Source organism: Lysinibacillus sp. PWR01 (genome assembly GCF_043359455.1).
Classification (GTDB): domain Bacteria; phylum Bacillota; class Bacilli; order Bacillales_A; family Planococcaceae; genus Lysinibacillus; species Lysinibacillus fusiformis_F.
In genome coordinates this window covers 1-16,728 of sequence record NZ_JBHERJ010000009.1, presented here as the reverse complement: position 1 = coordinate 16,728, position 16,728 = coordinate 1, and the positions used below count along the sequence as shown (strand labels likewise).

Below are 16,728 nucleotides of genomic sequence, written 5' to 3'. Positions count from 1 at the left end.
CTTCCTTGAATGAGCGCTTTTGACTCCCATTCGAGCGGGGTCCTTCCTTACGTGAGCGCTTTGTCCATCAATTCGAGCGGGGTCTCCTCCCTTAGGAGCGCTTTGTCCATCATTTAGAGCGGGTTCCTTCCTTGAATGAGTACTTTTGACAACAATTAGAGCGGATTCCTTCCTTAGGTGAGCGCTTTTGACAACAATTCGAGCGGGGTCTCCTCCCTTAGGAGCGCTTTTGACTCTCATTAGAGCGGATTCTCTTCCCTAAGGAGCGCTTTGAGTCTCAACTTGAGCGGGGTCTCCTCCCTTAGGAGCGCTTCTGACTCTCATTAGAGCGGATTCTCTTCCCTTAGGAGCGCTTTCAGTCTCAACTTGAGCGGGTTCTATGTTAGCATGAGCACTTTTGACCTCAAATAGAAAACCTAGAATCGAAAAAGGACCCAGAATAATTCTGGATCCATGGACACTTATTGCTTCTATTTGATTTTTAACTGGCTGGTTGACACTTCATCTTAAACTACAGCAAAACAGATTATTTCTGCTCCACCTTTAGGCTTAAGATTTAAGAAGCTTCAACCTTGAACAGTTGTGGCGGACTTTCCTGAGATTCTTGGTCTTTGGGTGTTTGACTATTACTACTCATTCTGCATCCTCCCCATCAGATTAGATTAATAAGTGGTTCCTCTCTTATTATGAGCCATCCCTTGTTTTTTATACATGCTTTAACTTTTTTCTGCAAAGACTTGTTGTGCTATCGTAAGAGCATTTTGCACTCTTGGAAAACCGATGTAGGGTACTAATTGTATAAGTGCCTCAACCACTTCTGTCTGTGTTAAGCCTGCATGTAATCCTCGCTGAATATGCGTTTTGGTTTGTGGTGCAGCACCTTGTGTAACAACTGCTGTTATCACAACGAGTGCTCGACTTTTTGCATCTAGCCCAGATCTTGAATAGACATCACCATAAGCAAACTCAATAATCATTTTGCGTAAATCGGGTGCTACATCGGCTAATGCATCGGATTCGATCATCCGTGTTGCTTCTTCCTCTGTCACATATTGTTTAATTGTTTCGAGCCCCTTTGTAAAACGTTCATTCATTTCTTTATCCCTCCCACCAATTACTTATACAAAAACCCCAATTCCGCGTCTCCAGAATTGGGGATTGTCCTTCACATATGTAAGGTTCTCTTTTTCACGTCACCCTCTGGTTCAGTTGAAAAAGGATAAAGGTTTTCATAGTGCCTCACAGGACAACTTTAATGAATATCTATGCAAAAGTCTCAAGGACATGCACGCAAAAATTAAATAACTACAAGACAGGCTTTAGCTTTCTCAATTTGGATTTTTACTTGTTCAAAGCCAGTACCACCTAAGGAATGACGGCGGCGAACAGCCGCTTCTGGCGCTAGTACATCATAAATATCCGCTTCAATTAACGCACTTTCTTGTTGCATTTCTTCCAATGGTAAATCTAATAAATAAATGCCCTTTTGAATACATGTAAAGACAAGCTTACCTGTCACCTCATGTGCTTCACGGAATGGCATCCCCTTTGTCGCAAGGTAATCTGCCAGCTCTGTTGCATTTGAAAAATCAGAGTGAACAGCCTGATGTAAACGTTCCGTGTTGACAGTCATTGTACGAGCCATGCCTTCAAAGATTTTAAGTGAACCAAGAATCGTATGAACGGTATCGAACATACCCTCTTTGTCCTCCTGCATATCTTTGTTATACGTTAATGGTGTGCCCTTTAACACCGTTAATAAGCCCATTAGATTCCCATAAACACGCCCTGTTTTACCACGAATAAGCTCTGCCATATCCGGGTTTTTCTTTTGTGGCATAATCGAAGAACCTGTTGAAAAGGCATCATCCAATTCGATAAATTTAAATTCATCTGTAGACCAGATAATAATTTCCTCAGCAAAGCGTGATAGATGTGCCATAAGTAAGGAAGAATGACTTAAAAACTCCACTATAAAATCACGATCACTCACAGCATCCATGGAGTTTGCATAAACCTCGCTAAACCCTAATAACTCTGCTGATTTTAAACGGTCAATCGGGAAAGTTGTCCCTGCCATTGCCCCAGCACCTAAAGGCAAAATATCAATCCGTTTTATGGATTCTGTAAAACGTTGTTTATCACGCTCTAGCATCCAAAAATAGGCCATTAAATGATGGGCAAAGGAAATTGGCTGTGCACGTTGTAAATGCGTATAACCTGGTGCAATCGTTTCAATATGCTCTTGTGCTTTGTCTAATAGCGTTTGTTGGAACGTCACAATTAAATCAATTGCTTCCTGCACACGCTTTTTCAAAAAGAGATGCATATCCGTTGCTACTTGGTCATTTCGGCTACGTCCTGTATGTAGTTTGCCACCGACAGGACCAATTAAATCAATTAACATCTTTTCTAAATTTAAGTGTATATCTTCATTGGCAACGCTAAATTCAAGCTCACCTGCGATTGCCTTTTCTTTTAATTGGGCAAGACCACCTAGTATGGCCTCTACGTCAGCTGCTGGTAAAATTCCTGTTGCACCAAGCATTGTGACATGTGCAACACTACCTTCAAGGTCCTCTAGCACAAGTTGCTGGTCAAAGCCAATGGATGCGCCAAACTCGTCTACCCATGCTTCTGCTGATTTTTGGAAACGTCCACCCCAAAGTTTTGTCATGTCAGCTCACCTTTTCCTCGATTACTTATTAAAAGGTGTAGTATAAGCACAAATGCCTCACCACACCTTGCTTGTTCAACATTACTTTTTATTCACAGATGAGTTCACTACAGTTGGTAGACCCCATAACTCGATAAAGCCTACAGCGGAAGCGTGATTGAATTGATCTTCCTTCGAGTATGTTGCTAGCTTTTCACTGTATAATGAATTTGGTGATTTGCGTCCTTCTACAATCGCATGTCCTTTAAATAGTTTCACACGTACTGTACCATTCACATATTGTTGTGTTTGTGCAAGGAATGCTTCAAGAGCATCACGTAATGGTGAGAACCATAGACCGTCGTAAATTAATTCAGAAAGTTTTTTCTCAATTACTGGCTTGAAGTGTGCTAATTCTTTTACAAGCGTTAAATCTTCAAGCTCTTTATGCGCTGTTAACAGCACTTTTGCACCTGGAATTTCATAAACCTCACGAGATTTAATACCAACTAGACGATTTTCTACGTGGTCGATACGTCCTACACCATGAGCACCTGCTACTGCATTTAATTCTTGAATTAAATCAGCAAGCTTCATTTCTTTTCCGTTTAATGCTACTGGTTTACCAGCTACAAACTCGATTTCCACATATTCGGCTTCATTCGGTGCATTTTCAACAGAAACTGTTAAGCCATAAGCTTCTTCTGGTGGCGACACCCATGGATCTTCCATGATGCCTGCCTCATTTGCACGGCCCCATAAGTTTTGGTCGATTGAGAATGGTGAATCCAATGTTGCAGGAATCGGTACATTATGCTTCATTGCATATTCGATTTCCTCATCGCGGCTCCAGCCCCACTCACGTACTGGTGCTAATACCTCTAAATCTGGATTTAATGCTTTAATGGATACTTCAAAACGAACTTGGTCATTCCCTTTACCTGTGCAACCATGCGCAACAGCATCTGCGCCTACTTGATTAGCAATCTCTACTAGTTTTTTCGAGATGAGTGGACGGGAAAGTGCTGATACTAATGGATACTTTTGCTCATACCAAGTATGTGCTTGTAAAGAAATTAATGCATATCCTTCAGCAAATTCATCTTTCGCATCCACCATATAAGATTCAATCGCTCCTACCTGAAGAGCTTTATTTTTTACGAATTCAAGATCTTTCCCTTCGCCAACGTCAAGACATACTGCAATGACGTCCCACCCTTGTTCTTTTAACCATGGAATTGCTACCGAAGTATCAAGTCCGCCTGAATAAGCTAATACCACTTTTTTATTTGCCATTAAAAATGCGCCTCCATTGCTCTATCGATATGTATGTTTATACATTCATTTAAAAGTTTATACACGAATAGTATCATGTTATAAAAATAAATACAAGTGTATTTTTATAAATTAATAGACTTTTATTTTTATTGTCAAAAGTAAGTCGTTCCTGACAAAAGGTCACGAAGGAATCCATGGATATTAACTCGAAAAAACGTTTTTTTACTATATATAGAAATGTATACTATATAAGTTTAGCAATGAACGACAAAAAAGAATCCATTATACAAACTGGATTCTTTTCTAGCTACTTTTCTGATTGAATCCCATACAAGACTTTATTAGGATTAATCAAAATAAGTAGAACGGCCGCCGCCGAATATAAAATAGCATTATACATAATTAAATCAATTAGGTTTCCATTTATGGAGCCGATAAAAAAATTAAAGAGCTGATGAATAATAATAGGAATAATTAAATTCTGATTGATGTTATAAAATACTGTCATGATAATGGTCGTTGCTATAATGGATAGCATAAAGAATAAACTGTATTTGACTAAATCCATCCCAATAAACCCTGTTGTAAGCCATATAGGTAAATGCCACATTCCCCACCAAAAGCCTATGATAATAGAGGCAATTAAAGGGGAATACTTCTTTTGAAGCTCAAGCAGCGCAAAGCCCCTCCATCCTAATTCTTCTCCTAGTGGTCCTGACAAAAGCGTTTTAACAAAATAAAAACTCAGCATGCCCCATGAAGACAGCGTAAAAATAGAGGTTGCTTCATAATTATTCATGATAAGAAACAAAATAATGATAAAGATAACCGTTTGTATCATCACTATTGAAACAATCACCGACAATGACAATTTACTTTTAAATTTTTGTTTGACAAAGTGGATAAAACGCTGCCCAGGATAGATTCTTGGAAAAAGTAGAGCAAAGGCAAAGGTGGATGACCAAGCCGATAGACAGCGTACGATATCAAATAGCCAAGCCGGATAGCCTAATAGCTTGACGGCTCCAACAACACAAAAAAGTGGCCAAAAAATGATATTGGTTAAAACAATAAAGCTTGCTACTGGTTTTTTTAATTTCTTTTTTCTACGCAAGTAGATCCCCCATTTCATCTGAATATCTTCAGCATAAACCTGGGGGTTGCTCACAGGTCAAACCCATTTTGCCATTATTTTATCGGTACATACATTTCTAAAAAAATACGTTCAAGCCCCTCTTCATAAGTGGTAAGCAATAAGTTGATATAAACAAGCCCTAAAAGCTCATAGCCATTTCCCTTAGCTACTTTTCTTATACTAGCCTCTACTTTGTCGTCTGTATTTTTGCCCCCTGTAGACCAGCGCCCATCTTCTATAACCGTATAAAGACATTTAGGGTGCGATAAAATTTCACCTTCTGTTGGTTGTTCGCTATTTTCCACTTTCCTGACAATCATAAATTTATTTTCTAACATTCCGCTATCATTGAATCGAATAACTCTTCTTAAAGATGTAAGAATTACCGCTTTCTTTATACTGTCTGCATTTTCTTTTAACGAGTCATATTCATCATAGGCTGTATAATGATCTATTACGCCCATTATTTCCAATGGTTTCATTTCCTTTATAGTATACGTTCCTAAAAATTGACTAATTTTTTGACAATCCTCTTTTACAAGCTGGAGCTTTTTTAATTGTAGCTTTTTATAAGCTATCTCCTCTAACACTTCCTGTTCTTTTTCTACTAACAATGATTGGATGCCATCTATACTCTTGCCTTTTCTTAATTCCTGAATCTTTTTAATTTCAACATCAATTTCTCTATAAAAATTGACGGTTGTGACATCGTATATATCAAAATGATTGTATGTTCTATACCCATTCTGACTATTTTGCTGGGGCTTTACTAATCCCTTTTCTTCGTAAAATTTTAAGGTATCTCTAGAAACTCCTAGAAATTTTGCAACTTGACCAATTGTATACATTTAAGTCTCCTTTTCAGCTCTTCCTCTTCACTACTATAGCTACAATTATATGTAAATATGAAAAAACCGTAGACATGCATGTGAAGCATGTTTACAGTTTCAAATGTTGTTATTTCTTATGGAAAAATGATTTGCCCAACCATTCTATGGTCGCAGGGGCTAATGCATATAATTTACTGGATAATCCCATAATTCGTGGTAGATTCATCTCACGAACTGGACGATCAATTGTTTTCACCGTCGCTTGTGCCACTTCTTCTGCTGATAATAAAAATCGACCTAAGGACTCTCGGTAGCCACTTGCATCATTGGCTTTATCTAAAAATGGTGTATCAATTGGACCTGGATGGATGGCTGTCACGTTGACATTATACGGAGCCAATTCCATACGCAGTCCATTGGTAAAGCCAACAATCGCGTGTTTCGTAGCAGCATAGACACTTGCTTTTGGTGTGGCTACCTTCCCAGCCTGTGAACCAATGAATATTAAATGGCCCTGTTTGCGTTCCATCATCTTAGCGGCTAATCGTTTCGTAAGATAGATTGGTACACTAACATTTAATTCGATCATTTGCGCAATCTCCTCATCCTGTAAAGCAGGGGCTACAGCGAATTTTCCTACACCTGCTGAAAGAATCGCTACATCAAGCGGTGGTAGCTGGGCGCAAACATCATCAAGTGTATGGAGATTGGTTAAATCCGCTTGGATCACTTGAGCACCTAAACGCTCTAGGACCTTTAGTGCAACGGCATTGCGACCCGTTGCATAAACGGTATGCCCTTGAGCTACTAATAATTCCGTTATTTTTAGGCCAACCCCACTTGTCGCACCTGTCACAAAGATCGTTTTGTTAGGATGATTCATGTATAAACCTACTTCCTTTGAAATAAATAGATACCTGCTTCTGTCTTCGTCGACGTAATATACTCATTGGCCTCTAAATAATCTAAATGACCAAGTGTTTTGGATAAAGTTAAACCAAGCTGATGCTGGAAGATGGCCGGATACAGGCGTTTTGTTACTTGGACAACGGTTAATTGATCATCGCCTAACAATTCAAGAACCTTCATCGATTGCTGGTGCTGACGCTCTAATCGTTTATCAATTAACACAGGAATATCCTCTAGCTCTGCTCCATGCCCTGTATACATCCTTTTGACCGGTAATTGGCGTAGAATTTCAAGGGATGCATTGTATTGCAGTAAAGATTTTGTACGTCCTACTGTACGATCCAATGGTGGCTCTATTAATGGATTGGGCGTTATTTTTTCGAGTAATAAATCTCCACCAATCACATGATGAGTTTTTTCGTCCCAAAAAATGAAGTGGCTTTGTGCGTGACCTAATGTTTCGATTGCCTTTAATCCTGGATGCCCAGGCACTTCATCTCCATCCGCCAAGATTTGTGTTAATGGTCGTTCACCCACAAGCTCCAGTTCACGACGAACATGGACACTTTTTGAAATATATTCTTGTGGTACACCATGCTCCAACAAACGCTCACTGTAAAATTGCTCGTGATAACGTAAAAAATCTTCATCATGACGAAGCCATTTGTCATTATAGGCATGCCCTAAAATTTCTGCATGTGGAAAGGCATCGACCCATCCTGCATGATCTGGATGGTGGTGGGTTAACACAACCTGTTCAATATCTTGCATGTCAAAGCCGGCTGCTCGAATTCCCCATTTCAAAGCATCATAGGCTTCCATTGTTTTTGGTCCAACATCAAAAATGCTAAGTGCATCGCCTTTTACAATAAATGCATTGACATCTCCTACTGCATAGGGTGTTGGTATTTCTATTTTGACTATAGACAAAGTTGTCTCCCCCTTTTCACGCACTTGTGAATACTGATTCATTCTATTTTACAAGTTTTTTCTGTTTTCGTCATCCTCCTGTTGACAGGTTGCCTTTTCCTCACTATAATTTTGAATAATCTAATTATTTATGTGCGTTGAGGAAGACGAGTACGTAACTGGTGAAGGTGTTAGAGAGTGTTACATTTGCTGAGAGTAACATCACCCGCTCCCATTACCGAACCTACTTCTGAGCAGTTATGCAAACATAACCGTTTCCCTTGCGATAAGAGGGCTAAGAGTTGTGCCAACAATTGGCAAACAAAGGTGGTACCGCGGAAACGAGAGCGTTTTCGTCCTTCTAAATAAGGACGAGAGCGCTTTTTTATTTTGAACTGGAGGTTTTGTTCATGAAAAAAATATTATTTATCGGTGCAGGCTCAATGGCGGAAGCATTGATGCAAGGCTGGATTAAACAAAAGGTGTTCACACCTCAGGAAATATACGTCACCAATCGCTCTGACAAAGAACGTTTACATTTCTTACATGAAACATATGGTGTCCATTGCGTGTTTGATCATGCAATTTATCAACAGGCAGACCTTATCATTTTAGCGATGAAGCCGAAAGATGCCATTGCTGCCATGTGTGATCTAAAGCCTAAACTTACAGCGCACACTGCTGTATTGTCCATTTTAGCAGGCATTGCGATTGATACGATTACAGAATTTTTAGGGAGTCGCCCTGTAGCAAGAGTCATGCCGAACACTTCTGCTACAATCGGCATGTCAGCAAGTGGCATTGCATTCAATCACGAGGTATCTGCAGAGCAGCGTATCCTTTTCCTCCAATTATTAGAAGCAGTTGGCTCCGTTATTGAAGTCGATGAGGATCAGCTACATGCTGTCACAGCCCTTTCAGGTAGCGGCCCTGCTTATATCTATTATTTAATGGAAGCTTTTGAACGAGTAGGAACAAAGGTAGGTTTATCGAAAGATACGGTGCGCTTACTGATGACTCAAACACTAGCAGGAACAGCGGAGATGCTCAAGCAATCAGTAGATGAACCAGATGTCTTACGCAAGAAGGTGACAAGTCCAGGTGGTACAACGGAGGCTGGAATTCAAGCGTTAGAGCAATATCAATTTAATGAAGCCATTGAAGCATGTATTAAAGAAGCAGAGGCACGATCTCGTTCACTTGCAAATGGGTAACATTATGTGCAAAATAGAGTGTATCACTAGGAATTAGGAGGCTTTATTTTGAGTAAATTATTCGAACCCTATACATTACAATCTATCTCCTTAAAAAACCGTGTTGTTATGGCCCCTATGTGCATGTACTCAGCACAAGACGATGGTATGGTGACACCCTTTCATTTCGTCCATTATGCGACACGTGCAGCTGGTCAAGTAGGCTTAATCATTTTAGAAGCTACGGGTGTTGTGCCAGAAGGTCGTATCTCAAATAAGGATTTAGGGATTTGGGATGATGCACATATTGAAGGATTAAGTCAATTAGTTGAAGGAATGAAAGCTTACGGTGCTAAAACAGGCATCCAGCTTGCACATGCTGGTCGTAAAGCAACAGTGGATGGCGAAATTTTTGCCCCATCAGCTATTGCCTTTAGTTCAGACTATAAAACGCCAACAGAAATGACAGAAGAGGACATTCATTATGTCATCGAGGCATTTCAACAAGCAGCGGTTCGTGCCGCTAAGGCTGGCTTTGATGTACTCGAAATTCATGGCGCACATGGCTATTTAATTAGCGAGTTTTTATCACCTGCTACGAATAAACGTCAAGATCAATACGGTGGTTCACAGGAAAATCGTTATCGTATTCTGCGTCAAGTCATCGATGCGGTTCGCAGTGTATGGAATGGACCATTATTGGTACGTGTCTCTGCGGAAGATTACGCGGAAGATGGCACAACAATGGATGATTTTATTGTTTTTAGCCGCTGGATGAAATCTCAAGGTGTTGATTTAGTCGATGTGTCAACAGGCGGTGTTGTACCAGCAGCTATCAATGTCTTTCCAGGCTATCAAGTAACACATGCAGAAGAGATTAAGCATGGGGCTGATATTCCTACGGGCGCAGTTGGTCTTATTACAACAGCCATTCAAGCCGAAGAGATTCTTCAAAATAATCGTGCAGATTTAATATTTTTAGCGCGTGTTTTATTACGAGACCCTTATTGGGCACTACAGGCAGCCAAAGAACTAGGAGAAGACGTGCAACCTCCCGTACAATACGTGCGTGGCTGGTAAATCAATTTCATCAAAAAACAGCTTGTTATCCAGCAAGCTGTTTTTCAATTAGAAAAGTGGATTTTGTTTTAATTCTTCATCAATAGCCTGCACCAATGACGCTGCATCTTCAGCTGTTACTACTTCTCCATTGACTATGGCAAAAATACCTTGCTCACAGATTTCACAGTGGGATGTACAACCAGATTCCTCTATCTCAATACCATCACGTTCTACTAATACATCATACGCATCTGCTGCCCCAAGAGATAAATTAGTGATACAAAACTCCACTCTATTTTTTAGTTGCTGTGGTTCCTTCTTTTTTTTAAAAAGAGAAAATACCATATTTATTGACCCCCTACTCTCTAAAAACGATCATACCACAATTCCATAAACTTAATGAAAACTGTATCGTTAAGCAAAATAATTTTCATAAAATACTATTAATCTTTCTGCTCAATAAACATAAGTTTTTCCTATGAAATTAATGTACAACCATTAAACGAAAATGACTGCCTTGAAAAAAGGCAGTCACAAACTTATCATTCAAAACCTTCAAGTGCTATTCTGCGATCAACTAAAATAGCTATTTATGTTGTTCAATTAAATCATCAGTCTAATCCATAAATCGTGTAAACATAAACTTCCACACAAATGTAGCGCTTTTATTATGTCAATATTAAAAGCAACCAAGTCTCTTATGTATGACCTGGTTGTTTTATCTATTATTTAACGTATTGTGTCTTTTTAATAACCGAATTTAACGCCACCCCTACAACACATATAAATCCAATAAATAACAATAAAAATCCTATTGGAATAAGAAAGAATGGTTCTTCTAATGTACCATCAGGTGCTACATTACTCCCTTTCACCATAAAGATTAAAAAACTAAGTACGCCTAATATGATTGGCATTAATGCAAAAATATATTTTTTCATAACTTATTTCCTCTCTCCTAAATATTTTTATGTTTAATTCCTCCACTGCATCTTTCTACAACTTGTTGTAACAATCATAAATCCAAAATATATTCTAAGTCAATTATTTTTTATTGATAAACAATAAATTTTTATTCTAATTCAACCAATCCTAAATTGACATTTTGAAATTCTAACTATAAAATGACCATTATCTCTAGTGATAATTTGGAAGGGTGATTTGTATGAACTATGAAGATTTAATGCAATGGAAAGGTTATTTGTTTTTAGATAATATAGTAGAGCCAGGGACAAACTCTTTGAGAGTTTCTATTTCTAGAGCTTCCGTTAGCTCCGAAAGCGAGGATATAAGTTTTGAGGAAAATACAATAAATGATGTCTATCCTATTGAAATTGATAAGACATTACCGGTCATACATATAGAATTCGATTCATATGTAGCCTATACTGTTTTTGACGAATCATTTCATTTTGTAAATCAAGAAGATGATTTCTTGGGTAACTCAGTACGTCTTTTTACAAAATCAACTTATTTAGATTTCATAAGTAAAGGAACTATAGCTCTCGATATCTATTCCTACAAGGAGCTATTCCATTATCAGATTGTTTGTTTAGACCATATTATTGATATTGTCTCATTCGATGAACCCACTATTATAAGCGAATAAGTAGTTTTTAAAACAGTCAATGAAATTATGTTGTCTGTTTTCTTTATTTCTATTAAACTGACCAAAATGAAATCATCTCGTAAAAGGTAGCTCCCGTAAGTTCAATTATTTTTCAACAAAAATTTTAAAATATTTTTTGTAAATTCTTCATATGAAGTATTCTTTCCACGCAGGTTATACCACTTTCGTATTGTTTCTACTAACCAAAACGGCACAGAATTCCCATCTATTAAATGATAATATTGCTCATATCCTTTTTTTAAATGCTCCCATCGATAATCATTACCTTGTAGTGTGTACTCAGAGACATCAATTATTTTTGCCCTTCCATTTTGGAGCAAAATATTTTTCAAATGTATATCACGAGGGTTAAGGCCCTTTTTCCGAACATATTCTCTTGCATCCTCCACTTCATTTATAACCTGTTTTGGAATGTGAATACCTTGTAGAATGCAATCAAAGAGCGTTTTTCCTTCTTCGTAACTTAAAACAAGGTATTCGCCATGTGTAGCAAAGCATGTTGAAAAGAAAGGTGAATCTCCTAATATTTGATAAACATTTGCTTCAACTTTTACTTTGTGCACTTTGTCTTTGGCATATAGTTTAAATGCATACGCTGGGGCGGAAAGAGATTGAAAAACAGCCGCATCTGTCCCAACACCTATACACTTCAAATCATCAGCTTCACCACTTATGGTTACCGACTCATTATTTGAATTTGAAAAAACGTTTATTTTAGAAAGAGAACCTATAGCTTTGTCCCAGTCGTTTTCCATTTCCATCTCTCCCATCATTTGCATTGAAGAAAACTACACTATCTAATTACTTTAGTAGGGATTCTATATCGCCCTTAATAATATTCAGTTTCTTTAACTAACCCCGTTAAAGAGTAGAGGGTACTATCTCCATACTTTTTTCACCACATTCTAAATGTCACACTTATATCTCAAGTTTCCTACATGTTCTCTTTAATTTTAAAACGTTGGGAACTAATAGAAGTTCCTATATACATTTCTCCTTGTGGAAGTATACGGCTTCGTTAGCTACAGAAGAACCAGTTCTATCCTCTATTTACCCTTAACCACCCTTATTAAAAACTCAAAGTGATTTGGTAGTAACGTTTTATTTTTTATCATGATTGTCACGAACTTATAGCTAGCCTTGACGCAAAAAGAAACGCTGTGTCAGACTACTTACACAGCGTTTCATCTATTAATCTTTAAAAATCATATTCTGCATCCTTTTTGGCACGAATTTCTGCAAAAGCATCTGTAACCATCACTGTATCCTCCGCTAACCGTTCTAAACGAAAAAGGACATCATCATTAACAATTTCTTTACGTAAAAAATCCTTTTCTTCTATAAATACATAGGTCGGAACGATGTGCGCTTTCATATAAGCAAGGATCGGCTTTAGTTGCTGTTCCACCATTAAATAATGCTTGGATGTACCCGCTGTAACAATGACACTGACGACTTTATCGCGGAAGGCATTGACAGGTAAAAGGTCAAAAATATTTTTTAATGTAGCTGGAATAGATGCTTGGAATGTTGGTGTCCCAATCACAATTGCATCTGCTTCCATGATAGTTTCAGTGACATATTTTGTATCGCCCTCATAGTCAAAGTAATTACGACCATCACTAAATACTAACTGATAGTTAGCAAGATCTAGTAATGTTACTTCATGCTCTGGGTATTTTTCTTGTAACATCTCGACTATTTTTTGTGTAGCAGTTCTTGTTTTTGACCCGACAATAGAACCCGCAAGTGCGACAATTTTCATGATGCACCACTCCTTATTTTGCTGTGTGTTTTTTTATCGCTGGCATAATATCATTGCCAATGATTTCTATGTTTTTCATCACTTTTTCGAATGGTACGCCACCAAAATCGATTTGTGCCATAAAGCGTTGCATGCCATATAGTTCGTACTGATAAAGTAGTTTTTCAATAATTTGCTCTTTACTGCCCACCATTAAAGCATCACGTGTATCAGGCGCTTGTGCAAATTGTTGCTTTGGATAGCCCCCGCCACGAATCGCTTGGAAACCACCGTTTAAATGTGGGTACATGCCTTGCAATGCCTCTTTTGTTGTGTCTGCTACATAAAACAAGCTTGTTGTGGCAATAGGTAATTCATTTGGGTCAAAGCCTTTGCGCTCTGCCGCTTCTCGATAGGCATCAACAGATGGTTTAAAGTTGATAGCAGGTCCACCTAATGTTGTAAGCATCATCGGAATGCCCATATAGCCTGCTTTAATAGCGCTGGCAGGTGGTCCACCAACCGCACGCCATATTGGCAACAAGCCGTTTTTTGGCTGCGGTAAAATTTGTGCATGATGGAGGGGGGCTCTGAATTGCCCTTCCCACGTCACAAGCTCCTCGTCATTGATTTTCATAAGAAGCTCTAATTTTTCCTCAAAGATTTCTTCATAATCTTGTAAATCAACACCTAGTAAGTGATAGGCACCTACACGTGAACCACGTCCCGCTACAATTTCTGCACGACCATCTGATAATAAATCAATTGTGGCAAAATCCTCATATACTCGTACAGGGTCTGAAACACTTAATACGGTTGCTGAGCTAGACAATTTAATGGTCGAAGTGGCTTGGGCAATAGCACCTAACACGACCGTATGTGCCTGTGTTGTAAAATAAGACTGATGACTTTCACCTATGCCAAATACATCAATTCCCGCTTGCTCTGCTAATTGACTTGCCTCGACTAGCTCTTTTAGTCGTTGCTGCGCAGAAATACGCTCACCTGTTAAGGGATTAGGGATATGATCACCTAAAGAGTACAGCCCAAATTCGAGCCCTTGTGTTTGATCTATACGATATTTTTCCATCATGTGTTATCTCTCCTTATTCTAGTGGTTCTAAAATGGCTTCAATTTCTGAACGTCTCTCTTCTAAAAATGGCGGGAGGTCTAGCTCTTTGCCAAGTTCTTCGACTGCTGAATCCACAGTAAATCCTGGGCCGTCTGTCGCCATTTCGAATAAAATACCGTTGCGATCTCTAAAATAAAGGCTTTGGAAATAATAACGATCAACAACACCTGTACTATCCAATCCTAGTTCCTTAATTTTGCTATCCCATTGCTGTAATTCCTCGACAGTTGCAACGCGTAACGCAAGATGGTGAATACTGCCTTTACCAGGTTTCTCGCTTGGCCCTTCTAATTCTTTGACAACAATCTCTCCAAGCACTTCCCCTTCTATCGATTGTAGGACCGTTTCTTTGTCCTTTTCTGCAACAACGGTATAGTGAAATAAATCTTGTAATAAATTGACCGTTCTTTGTAAATAACGCACCGTGATTTCAACAGTACCCATACCTAAAATATGGTGTTCCTTCGGTATATCATTTCCATCCCATGGTTGCCATTGCGCAGGCGTTTCTTGTCCTTGATGGTTTAACAATACCATCCGTAAACCTTCATGATCTTCAAAAAATAAGGCATCTTTCCCTGCATATGTCGTAATGTCACTATGTTTTACCTCCAGCTGTTGAAAACGTTCTTTCCAATAAAGTAAACTTTCGTAGCTAGGTACAAGTAAGCCAATGCGAGTAATAGCATTCGTCCCTCGTACTGTACGTCCTGCAACAGGCATTTCAAAAAATGTTAATTCTGTACCCGCTGCTCCTGTTAAGTCTCCATAAAATAAGTGATACATAGAAGGTGCGTCTTGATTCACCGTTTTTTTTACACGTCGTAACCCTAAAATAGTTGTGTAGAAATGATTATTCTGTTTACCATTTTTCGTAAGCATAGAGATATGATGGTGTCCGCTTAATTTGTTCATCATAATTGTTCCTCCTCATCATTTTCACTTGACTAAGCAAGTGATTTCACAAAAAAAATTACACGGGCGGCAATTTTTTTTCTCGGCTATGTTTTTCAAGCTTTGTCATCGCAATATATAAAGATTTTATTTCCTCAGCTGTTAATACTTCTTCAAAAAATGAGGACTGGAAGTGAAGTTGACTAGGTGTTGCTGCATCAATCATTTGCTCCCCTTTGGATGTCAATGAGATGGTTTTCGTCTTCCAATTTTGTTTACGCTCGATTAGCCCCTCTTTTTCCAGTCGTGCTAGCATGCGAGACATGCCACCTTGCGTTACAGTTACTTTTTCTGCTAATTGACACTGTGTAAGCGGGGCATATGTTTTGATTTGGATTAACACATCAAATTGAGCTGTCGTTAAATCAAAACGTTTTAAAAATTCATTCGATAACTGATTACTTTGCGTTGTAAAACGCATCATACGAATCCACGTTAAGGTACCTAATGTATGATTTCTCATCACTTCATCCTCTCTTCAGCTATCACTTTACCACGCAAGTGATACTTCCGCAAGAGAATTATCTCGAATTCAAGATATTTTATAACATAGGGAGACTCCCTATATAATGCCAGGTGTTGTCACAGGATATAAATTGCCTTTAAGAGCAAAAGAAATTCTCCCTGTTTCTTCGGATACAACCATTACCAGCGCATCACTAACCTCACTCAATCCCAGCGCTGCACGATGTCTTGTTCCTAATTTCTTTTCCCCTGTATAACGCTCTGACAATGGCAGTACATTTGCTGCTGACTCAATTTGATTTTGATTGACAAGTACAGCACCATCATGAAGCGGATTACCAGGGAAGAAAATAGATTCTAATAAAGAATGGGTTAAATCTGCCCCAATATGAATACCAGGCTGAATCAGATTCTCTAAAGTATCTTGACGTTGGATGACAATTAAACCACCATGTCTTCTTAAAGACATATTTTGTACACTATGTGATAGCTCTGGATACTTTTCAGTAAACGGGGAAAGATAACAATTTAAATAGAACGTTGCAGCTTTCATTTCAATTGTCATAAACTTCTCTTTAATTTTCTCAAAATTACCGAGGAGACAATTTGCATCTGTATCCATTTCCTGCACACTCTGCTGTAAGGACAGGATCACTTGGAGAAGCTCATCTTTTAATGTTTCTTTCATTGGTGAAAAATCACAATTTATTGGATCCATATGATACCACACCTCTTCATTTCATCACTGTTTACGCTAGTTTTTCTCTCTATATGTTTTTTATTCTCTTTTAAGCAAAACGACTTCCTACTATGTTGAATAGGAAGTCGTT

Annotated in this window: 18 protein-coding genes; 3 read left to right on the top strand and 15 right to left on the bottom strand. The window is 38.5% G+C overall.

The genetic code is table 11. The annotated features are described in order from the left end of the window. Positions 1-716: 716 nt before the first annotated feature. The 7 genes from ACEVFT_RS01065 to ACEVFT_RS01035 all read right to left on the bottom strand — a co-directional run bounded on the left by ACEVFT_RS01065 (position 717) and on the right by ACEVFT_RS01035 (position 7,780). The gene (locus tag ACEVFT_RS01065; protein ID WP_393947673.1) at positions 717-1,094 is read right to left on the bottom strand and encodes a carboxymuconolactone decarboxylase family protein; all 378 of its coding nucleotides are present in this window, start codon (positions 1,092-1,094) and stop codon (positions 717-719) included. A gap of 203 nt (positions 1,095-1,297) precedes the next feature. Beyond that, positions 1,298-2,677 carry an argininosuccinate lyase gene (gene argH / locus ACEVFT_RS01060; protein ID WP_393947672.1) on the bottom strand — a complete coding sequence of 460 codons (1,380 nt, stop codon included), beginning with the start codon at positions 2,675-2,677 and terminating at the stop codon, positions 1,298-1,300. Positions 2,678-2,758: 81 nt separating this feature from the next. Then, positions 2,759-3,952, bottom strand: coding sequence for an argininosuccinate synthase (locus ACEVFT_RS01055; RefSeq protein WP_004231366.1), 1,194 nt, complete (start codon positions 3,950-3,952; stop codon positions 2,759-2,761). A gap of 289 nt (positions 3,953-4,241) precedes the next feature. After that, positions 4,242-5,048: a CPBP family intramembrane glutamic endopeptidase gene (locus ACEVFT_RS01050; RefSeq protein ID WP_393947671.1), complete on the bottom strand. Its 807-nt coding sequence runs from the start codon at positions 5,046-5,048 to the stop codon at positions 4,242-4,244. A gap of 74 nt (positions 5,049-5,122) precedes the next feature. Next, positions 5,123-5,917, bottom strand: coding sequence for a MerR family transcriptional regulator (locus ACEVFT_RS01045; RefSeq protein ID WP_393947669.1), 795 nt, complete (start codon positions 5,915-5,917; stop codon positions 5,123-5,125). Between the two features lie 109 nt (positions 5,918-6,026). After that, positions 6,027-6,782 carry an SDR family NAD(P)-dependent oxidoreductase gene (locus tag ACEVFT_RS01040; protein ID WP_205444139.1) on the bottom strand — a complete coding sequence of 252 codons (756 nt, stop codon included), beginning with the start codon at positions 6,780-6,782 and terminating at the stop codon, positions 6,027-6,029. A gap of 8 nt (positions 6,783-6,790) precedes the next feature. After that, a complete protein-coding gene (locus ACEVFT_RS01035) occupies positions 6,791-7,780 on the bottom strand; it encodes an MBL fold metallo-hydrolase (protein WP_393947667.1) in 990 nt (329 codons plus the stop codon). 347 nt (positions 7,781-8,127) lie between these two features. Between ACEVFT_RS01035 and proC the strand changes: the two genes are divergently transcribed. After that, entirely contained in the window at positions 8,128-8,931 is an 804-nt protein-coding gene (proC, locus tag ACEVFT_RS01030; RefSeq protein WP_205444141.1) for a pyrroline-5-carboxylate reductase, read from the top strand. Positions 8,932-8,979: 48 nt separating this feature from the next. After that, a complete protein-coding gene (gene namA / locus ACEVFT_RS01025; protein ID WP_393947665.1) occupies positions 8,980-9,990 on the top strand; it encodes an NADPH dehydrogenase NamA in 1,011 nt (336 codons plus the stop codon). Between the two features lie 48 nt (positions 9,991-10,038). On the opposite strand, the gene ACEVFT_RS01020 is transcribed toward namA, so the two are convergent. Continuing rightward, positions 10,039-10,317 carry a DUF1450 domain-containing protein gene (locus ACEVFT_RS01020; protein ID WP_393947664.1) on the bottom strand — a complete coding sequence of 93 codons (279 nt, stop codon included), beginning with the start codon at positions 10,315-10,317 and terminating at the stop codon, positions 10,039-10,041. Between the two features lie 380 nt (positions 10,318-10,697). Next, positions 10,698-10,913, bottom strand: a complete 216-nt coding sequence (locus ACEVFT_RS01015) for a DUF3955 domain-containing protein (RefSeq protein ID WP_205444145.1) — start codon at positions 10,911-10,913, stop codon at positions 10,698-10,700. A 224-nt stretch (positions 10,914-11,137) separates the two neighbouring features. On the opposite strand from ACEVFT_RS01015, the gene ACEVFT_RS01010 reads away from it, so the two are divergent. Next, positions 11,138-11,581, top strand: a complete 444-nt coding sequence (locus tag ACEVFT_RS01010) for a hypothetical protein (RefSeq protein WP_393947662.1) — start codon at positions 11,138-11,140, stop codon at positions 11,579-11,581. 101 nt (positions 11,582-11,682) lie between these two features. Here ACEVFT_RS01010 and ACEVFT_RS01005 read toward each other — a convergent pair whose 3' ends face one another. The 6 genes from ACEVFT_RS01005 to cdaS all read right to left on the bottom strand — a co-directional run bounded on the left by ACEVFT_RS01005 (position 11,683) and on the right by cdaS (position 16,616). Next, positions 11,683-12,357: a serine/threonine protein kinase gene (locus tag ACEVFT_RS01005; protein WP_393947661.1), complete on the bottom strand. Its 675-nt coding sequence runs from the start codon at positions 12,355-12,357 to the stop codon at positions 11,683-11,685. Positions 12,358-12,800: 443 nt separating this feature from the next. Continuing rightward, positions 12,801-13,367: an NADPH-dependent FMN reductase gene (locus ACEVFT_RS01000; RefSeq protein ID WP_393947659.1), complete on the bottom strand. Its 567-nt coding sequence runs from the start codon at positions 13,365-13,367 to the stop codon at positions 12,801-12,803. 13 nt (positions 13,368-13,380) lie between these two features. Continuing rightward, positions 13,381-14,436 carry an LLM class flavin-dependent oxidoreductase gene (locus ACEVFT_RS00995; RefSeq protein ID WP_393947702.1) on the bottom strand — a complete coding sequence of 352 codons (1,056 nt, stop codon included), beginning with the start codon at positions 14,434-14,436 and terminating at the stop codon, positions 13,381-13,383. 16 nt (positions 14,437-14,452) lie between these two features. Further along, positions 14,453-15,394, bottom strand: coding sequence for a ring-cleaving dioxygenase (locus tag ACEVFT_RS00990; protein WP_342443751.1), 942 nt, complete (start codon positions 15,392-15,394; stop codon positions 14,453-14,455). Between the two features lie 58 nt (positions 15,395-15,452). After that, positions 15,453-15,896: a MarR family winged helix-turn-helix transcriptional regulator gene (locus ACEVFT_RS00985; protein WP_205444153.1), complete on the bottom strand. Its 444-nt coding sequence runs from the start codon at positions 15,894-15,896 to the stop codon at positions 15,453-15,455. Positions 15,897-15,995: 99 nt separating this feature from the next. Next, positions 15,996-16,616: a sporulation-specific diadenylate cyclase CdaS gene (gene cdaS / locus ACEVFT_RS00980; RefSeq protein WP_205444155.1), complete on the bottom strand. Its 621-nt coding sequence runs from the start codon at positions 16,614-16,616 to the stop codon at positions 15,996-15,998. Positions 16,617-16,728: the final 112 nt, after the last annotated feature.

Coding starts and splice junctions, on each gene's coding strand:
- ACEVFT_RS01065 (WP_393947673.1), bottom strand. CDS start 1,094: ATGAATGAACGTTTTACAAAGGGGCTCGAAACAATTAAACAATATGTG.
- argH (WP_393947672.1), bottom strand. CDS start 2,677: ATGACAAAACTTTGGGGTGGACGTTTCCAAAAATCAGCAGAAGCATGG.
- ACEVFT_RS01055 (WP_004231366.1), bottom strand. CDS start 3,952: ATGGCAAATAAAAAAGTGGTATTAGCTTATTCAGGCGGACTTGATACT.
- ACEVFT_RS01045 (WP_393947669.1), bottom strand. CDS start 5,917: ATGTATACAATTGGTCAAGTTGCAAAATTTCTAGGAGTTTCTAGAGAT.
- ACEVFT_RS01040 (WP_205444139.1), bottom strand. CDS start 6,782: ATGAATCATCCTAACAAAACGATCTTTGTGACAGGTGCGACAAGTGGG.
- ACEVFT_RS01035 (WP_393947667.1), bottom strand. CDS start 7,780: ATGAATCAGTATTCACAAGTGCGTGAAAAGGGGGAGACAACTTTGTCT.
- proC (WP_205444141.1), top strand. CDS start 8,128: ATGAAAAAAATATTATTTATCGGTGCAGGCTCAATGGCGGAAGCATTG.
- ACEVFT_RS01020 (WP_393947664.1), bottom strand. CDS start 10,317: ATGGTATTTTCTCTTTTTAAAAAAAAGAAGGAACCACAGCAACTAAAA.
- ACEVFT_RS01015 (WP_205444145.1), bottom strand. CDS start 10,913: ATGAAAAAATATATTTTTGCATTAATGCCAATCATATTAGGCGTACTT.
- ACEVFT_RS01010 (WP_393947662.1), top strand. CDS start 11,138: ATGAACTATGAAGATTTAATGCAATGGAAAGGTTATTTGTTTTTAGAT.
- ACEVFT_RS01005 (WP_393947661.1), bottom strand. CDS start 12,357: ATGGAAAACGACTGGGACAAAGCTATAGGTTCTCTTTCTAAAATAAAC.
- ACEVFT_RS01000 (WP_393947659.1), bottom strand. CDS start 13,367: ATGAAAATTGTCGCACTTGCGGGTTCTATTGTCGGGTCAAAAACAAGA.
- ACEVFT_RS00995 (WP_393947702.1), bottom strand. CDS start 14,436: ATGGAAAAATATCGTATAGATCAAACACAAGGGCTCGAATTTGGGCTG.
- ACEVFT_RS00990 (WP_342443751.1), bottom strand. CDS start 15,394: ATGAACAAATTAAGCGGACACCATCATATCTCTATGCTTACGAAAAAT.
- ACEVFT_RS00985 (WP_205444153.1), bottom strand. CDS start 15,896: ATGAGAAATCATACATTAGGTACCTTAACGTGGATTCGTATGATGCGT.
- cdaS (WP_205444155.1), bottom strand. CDS start 16,616: ATGGATCCAATAAATTGTGATTTTTCACCAATGAAAGAAACATTAAAA.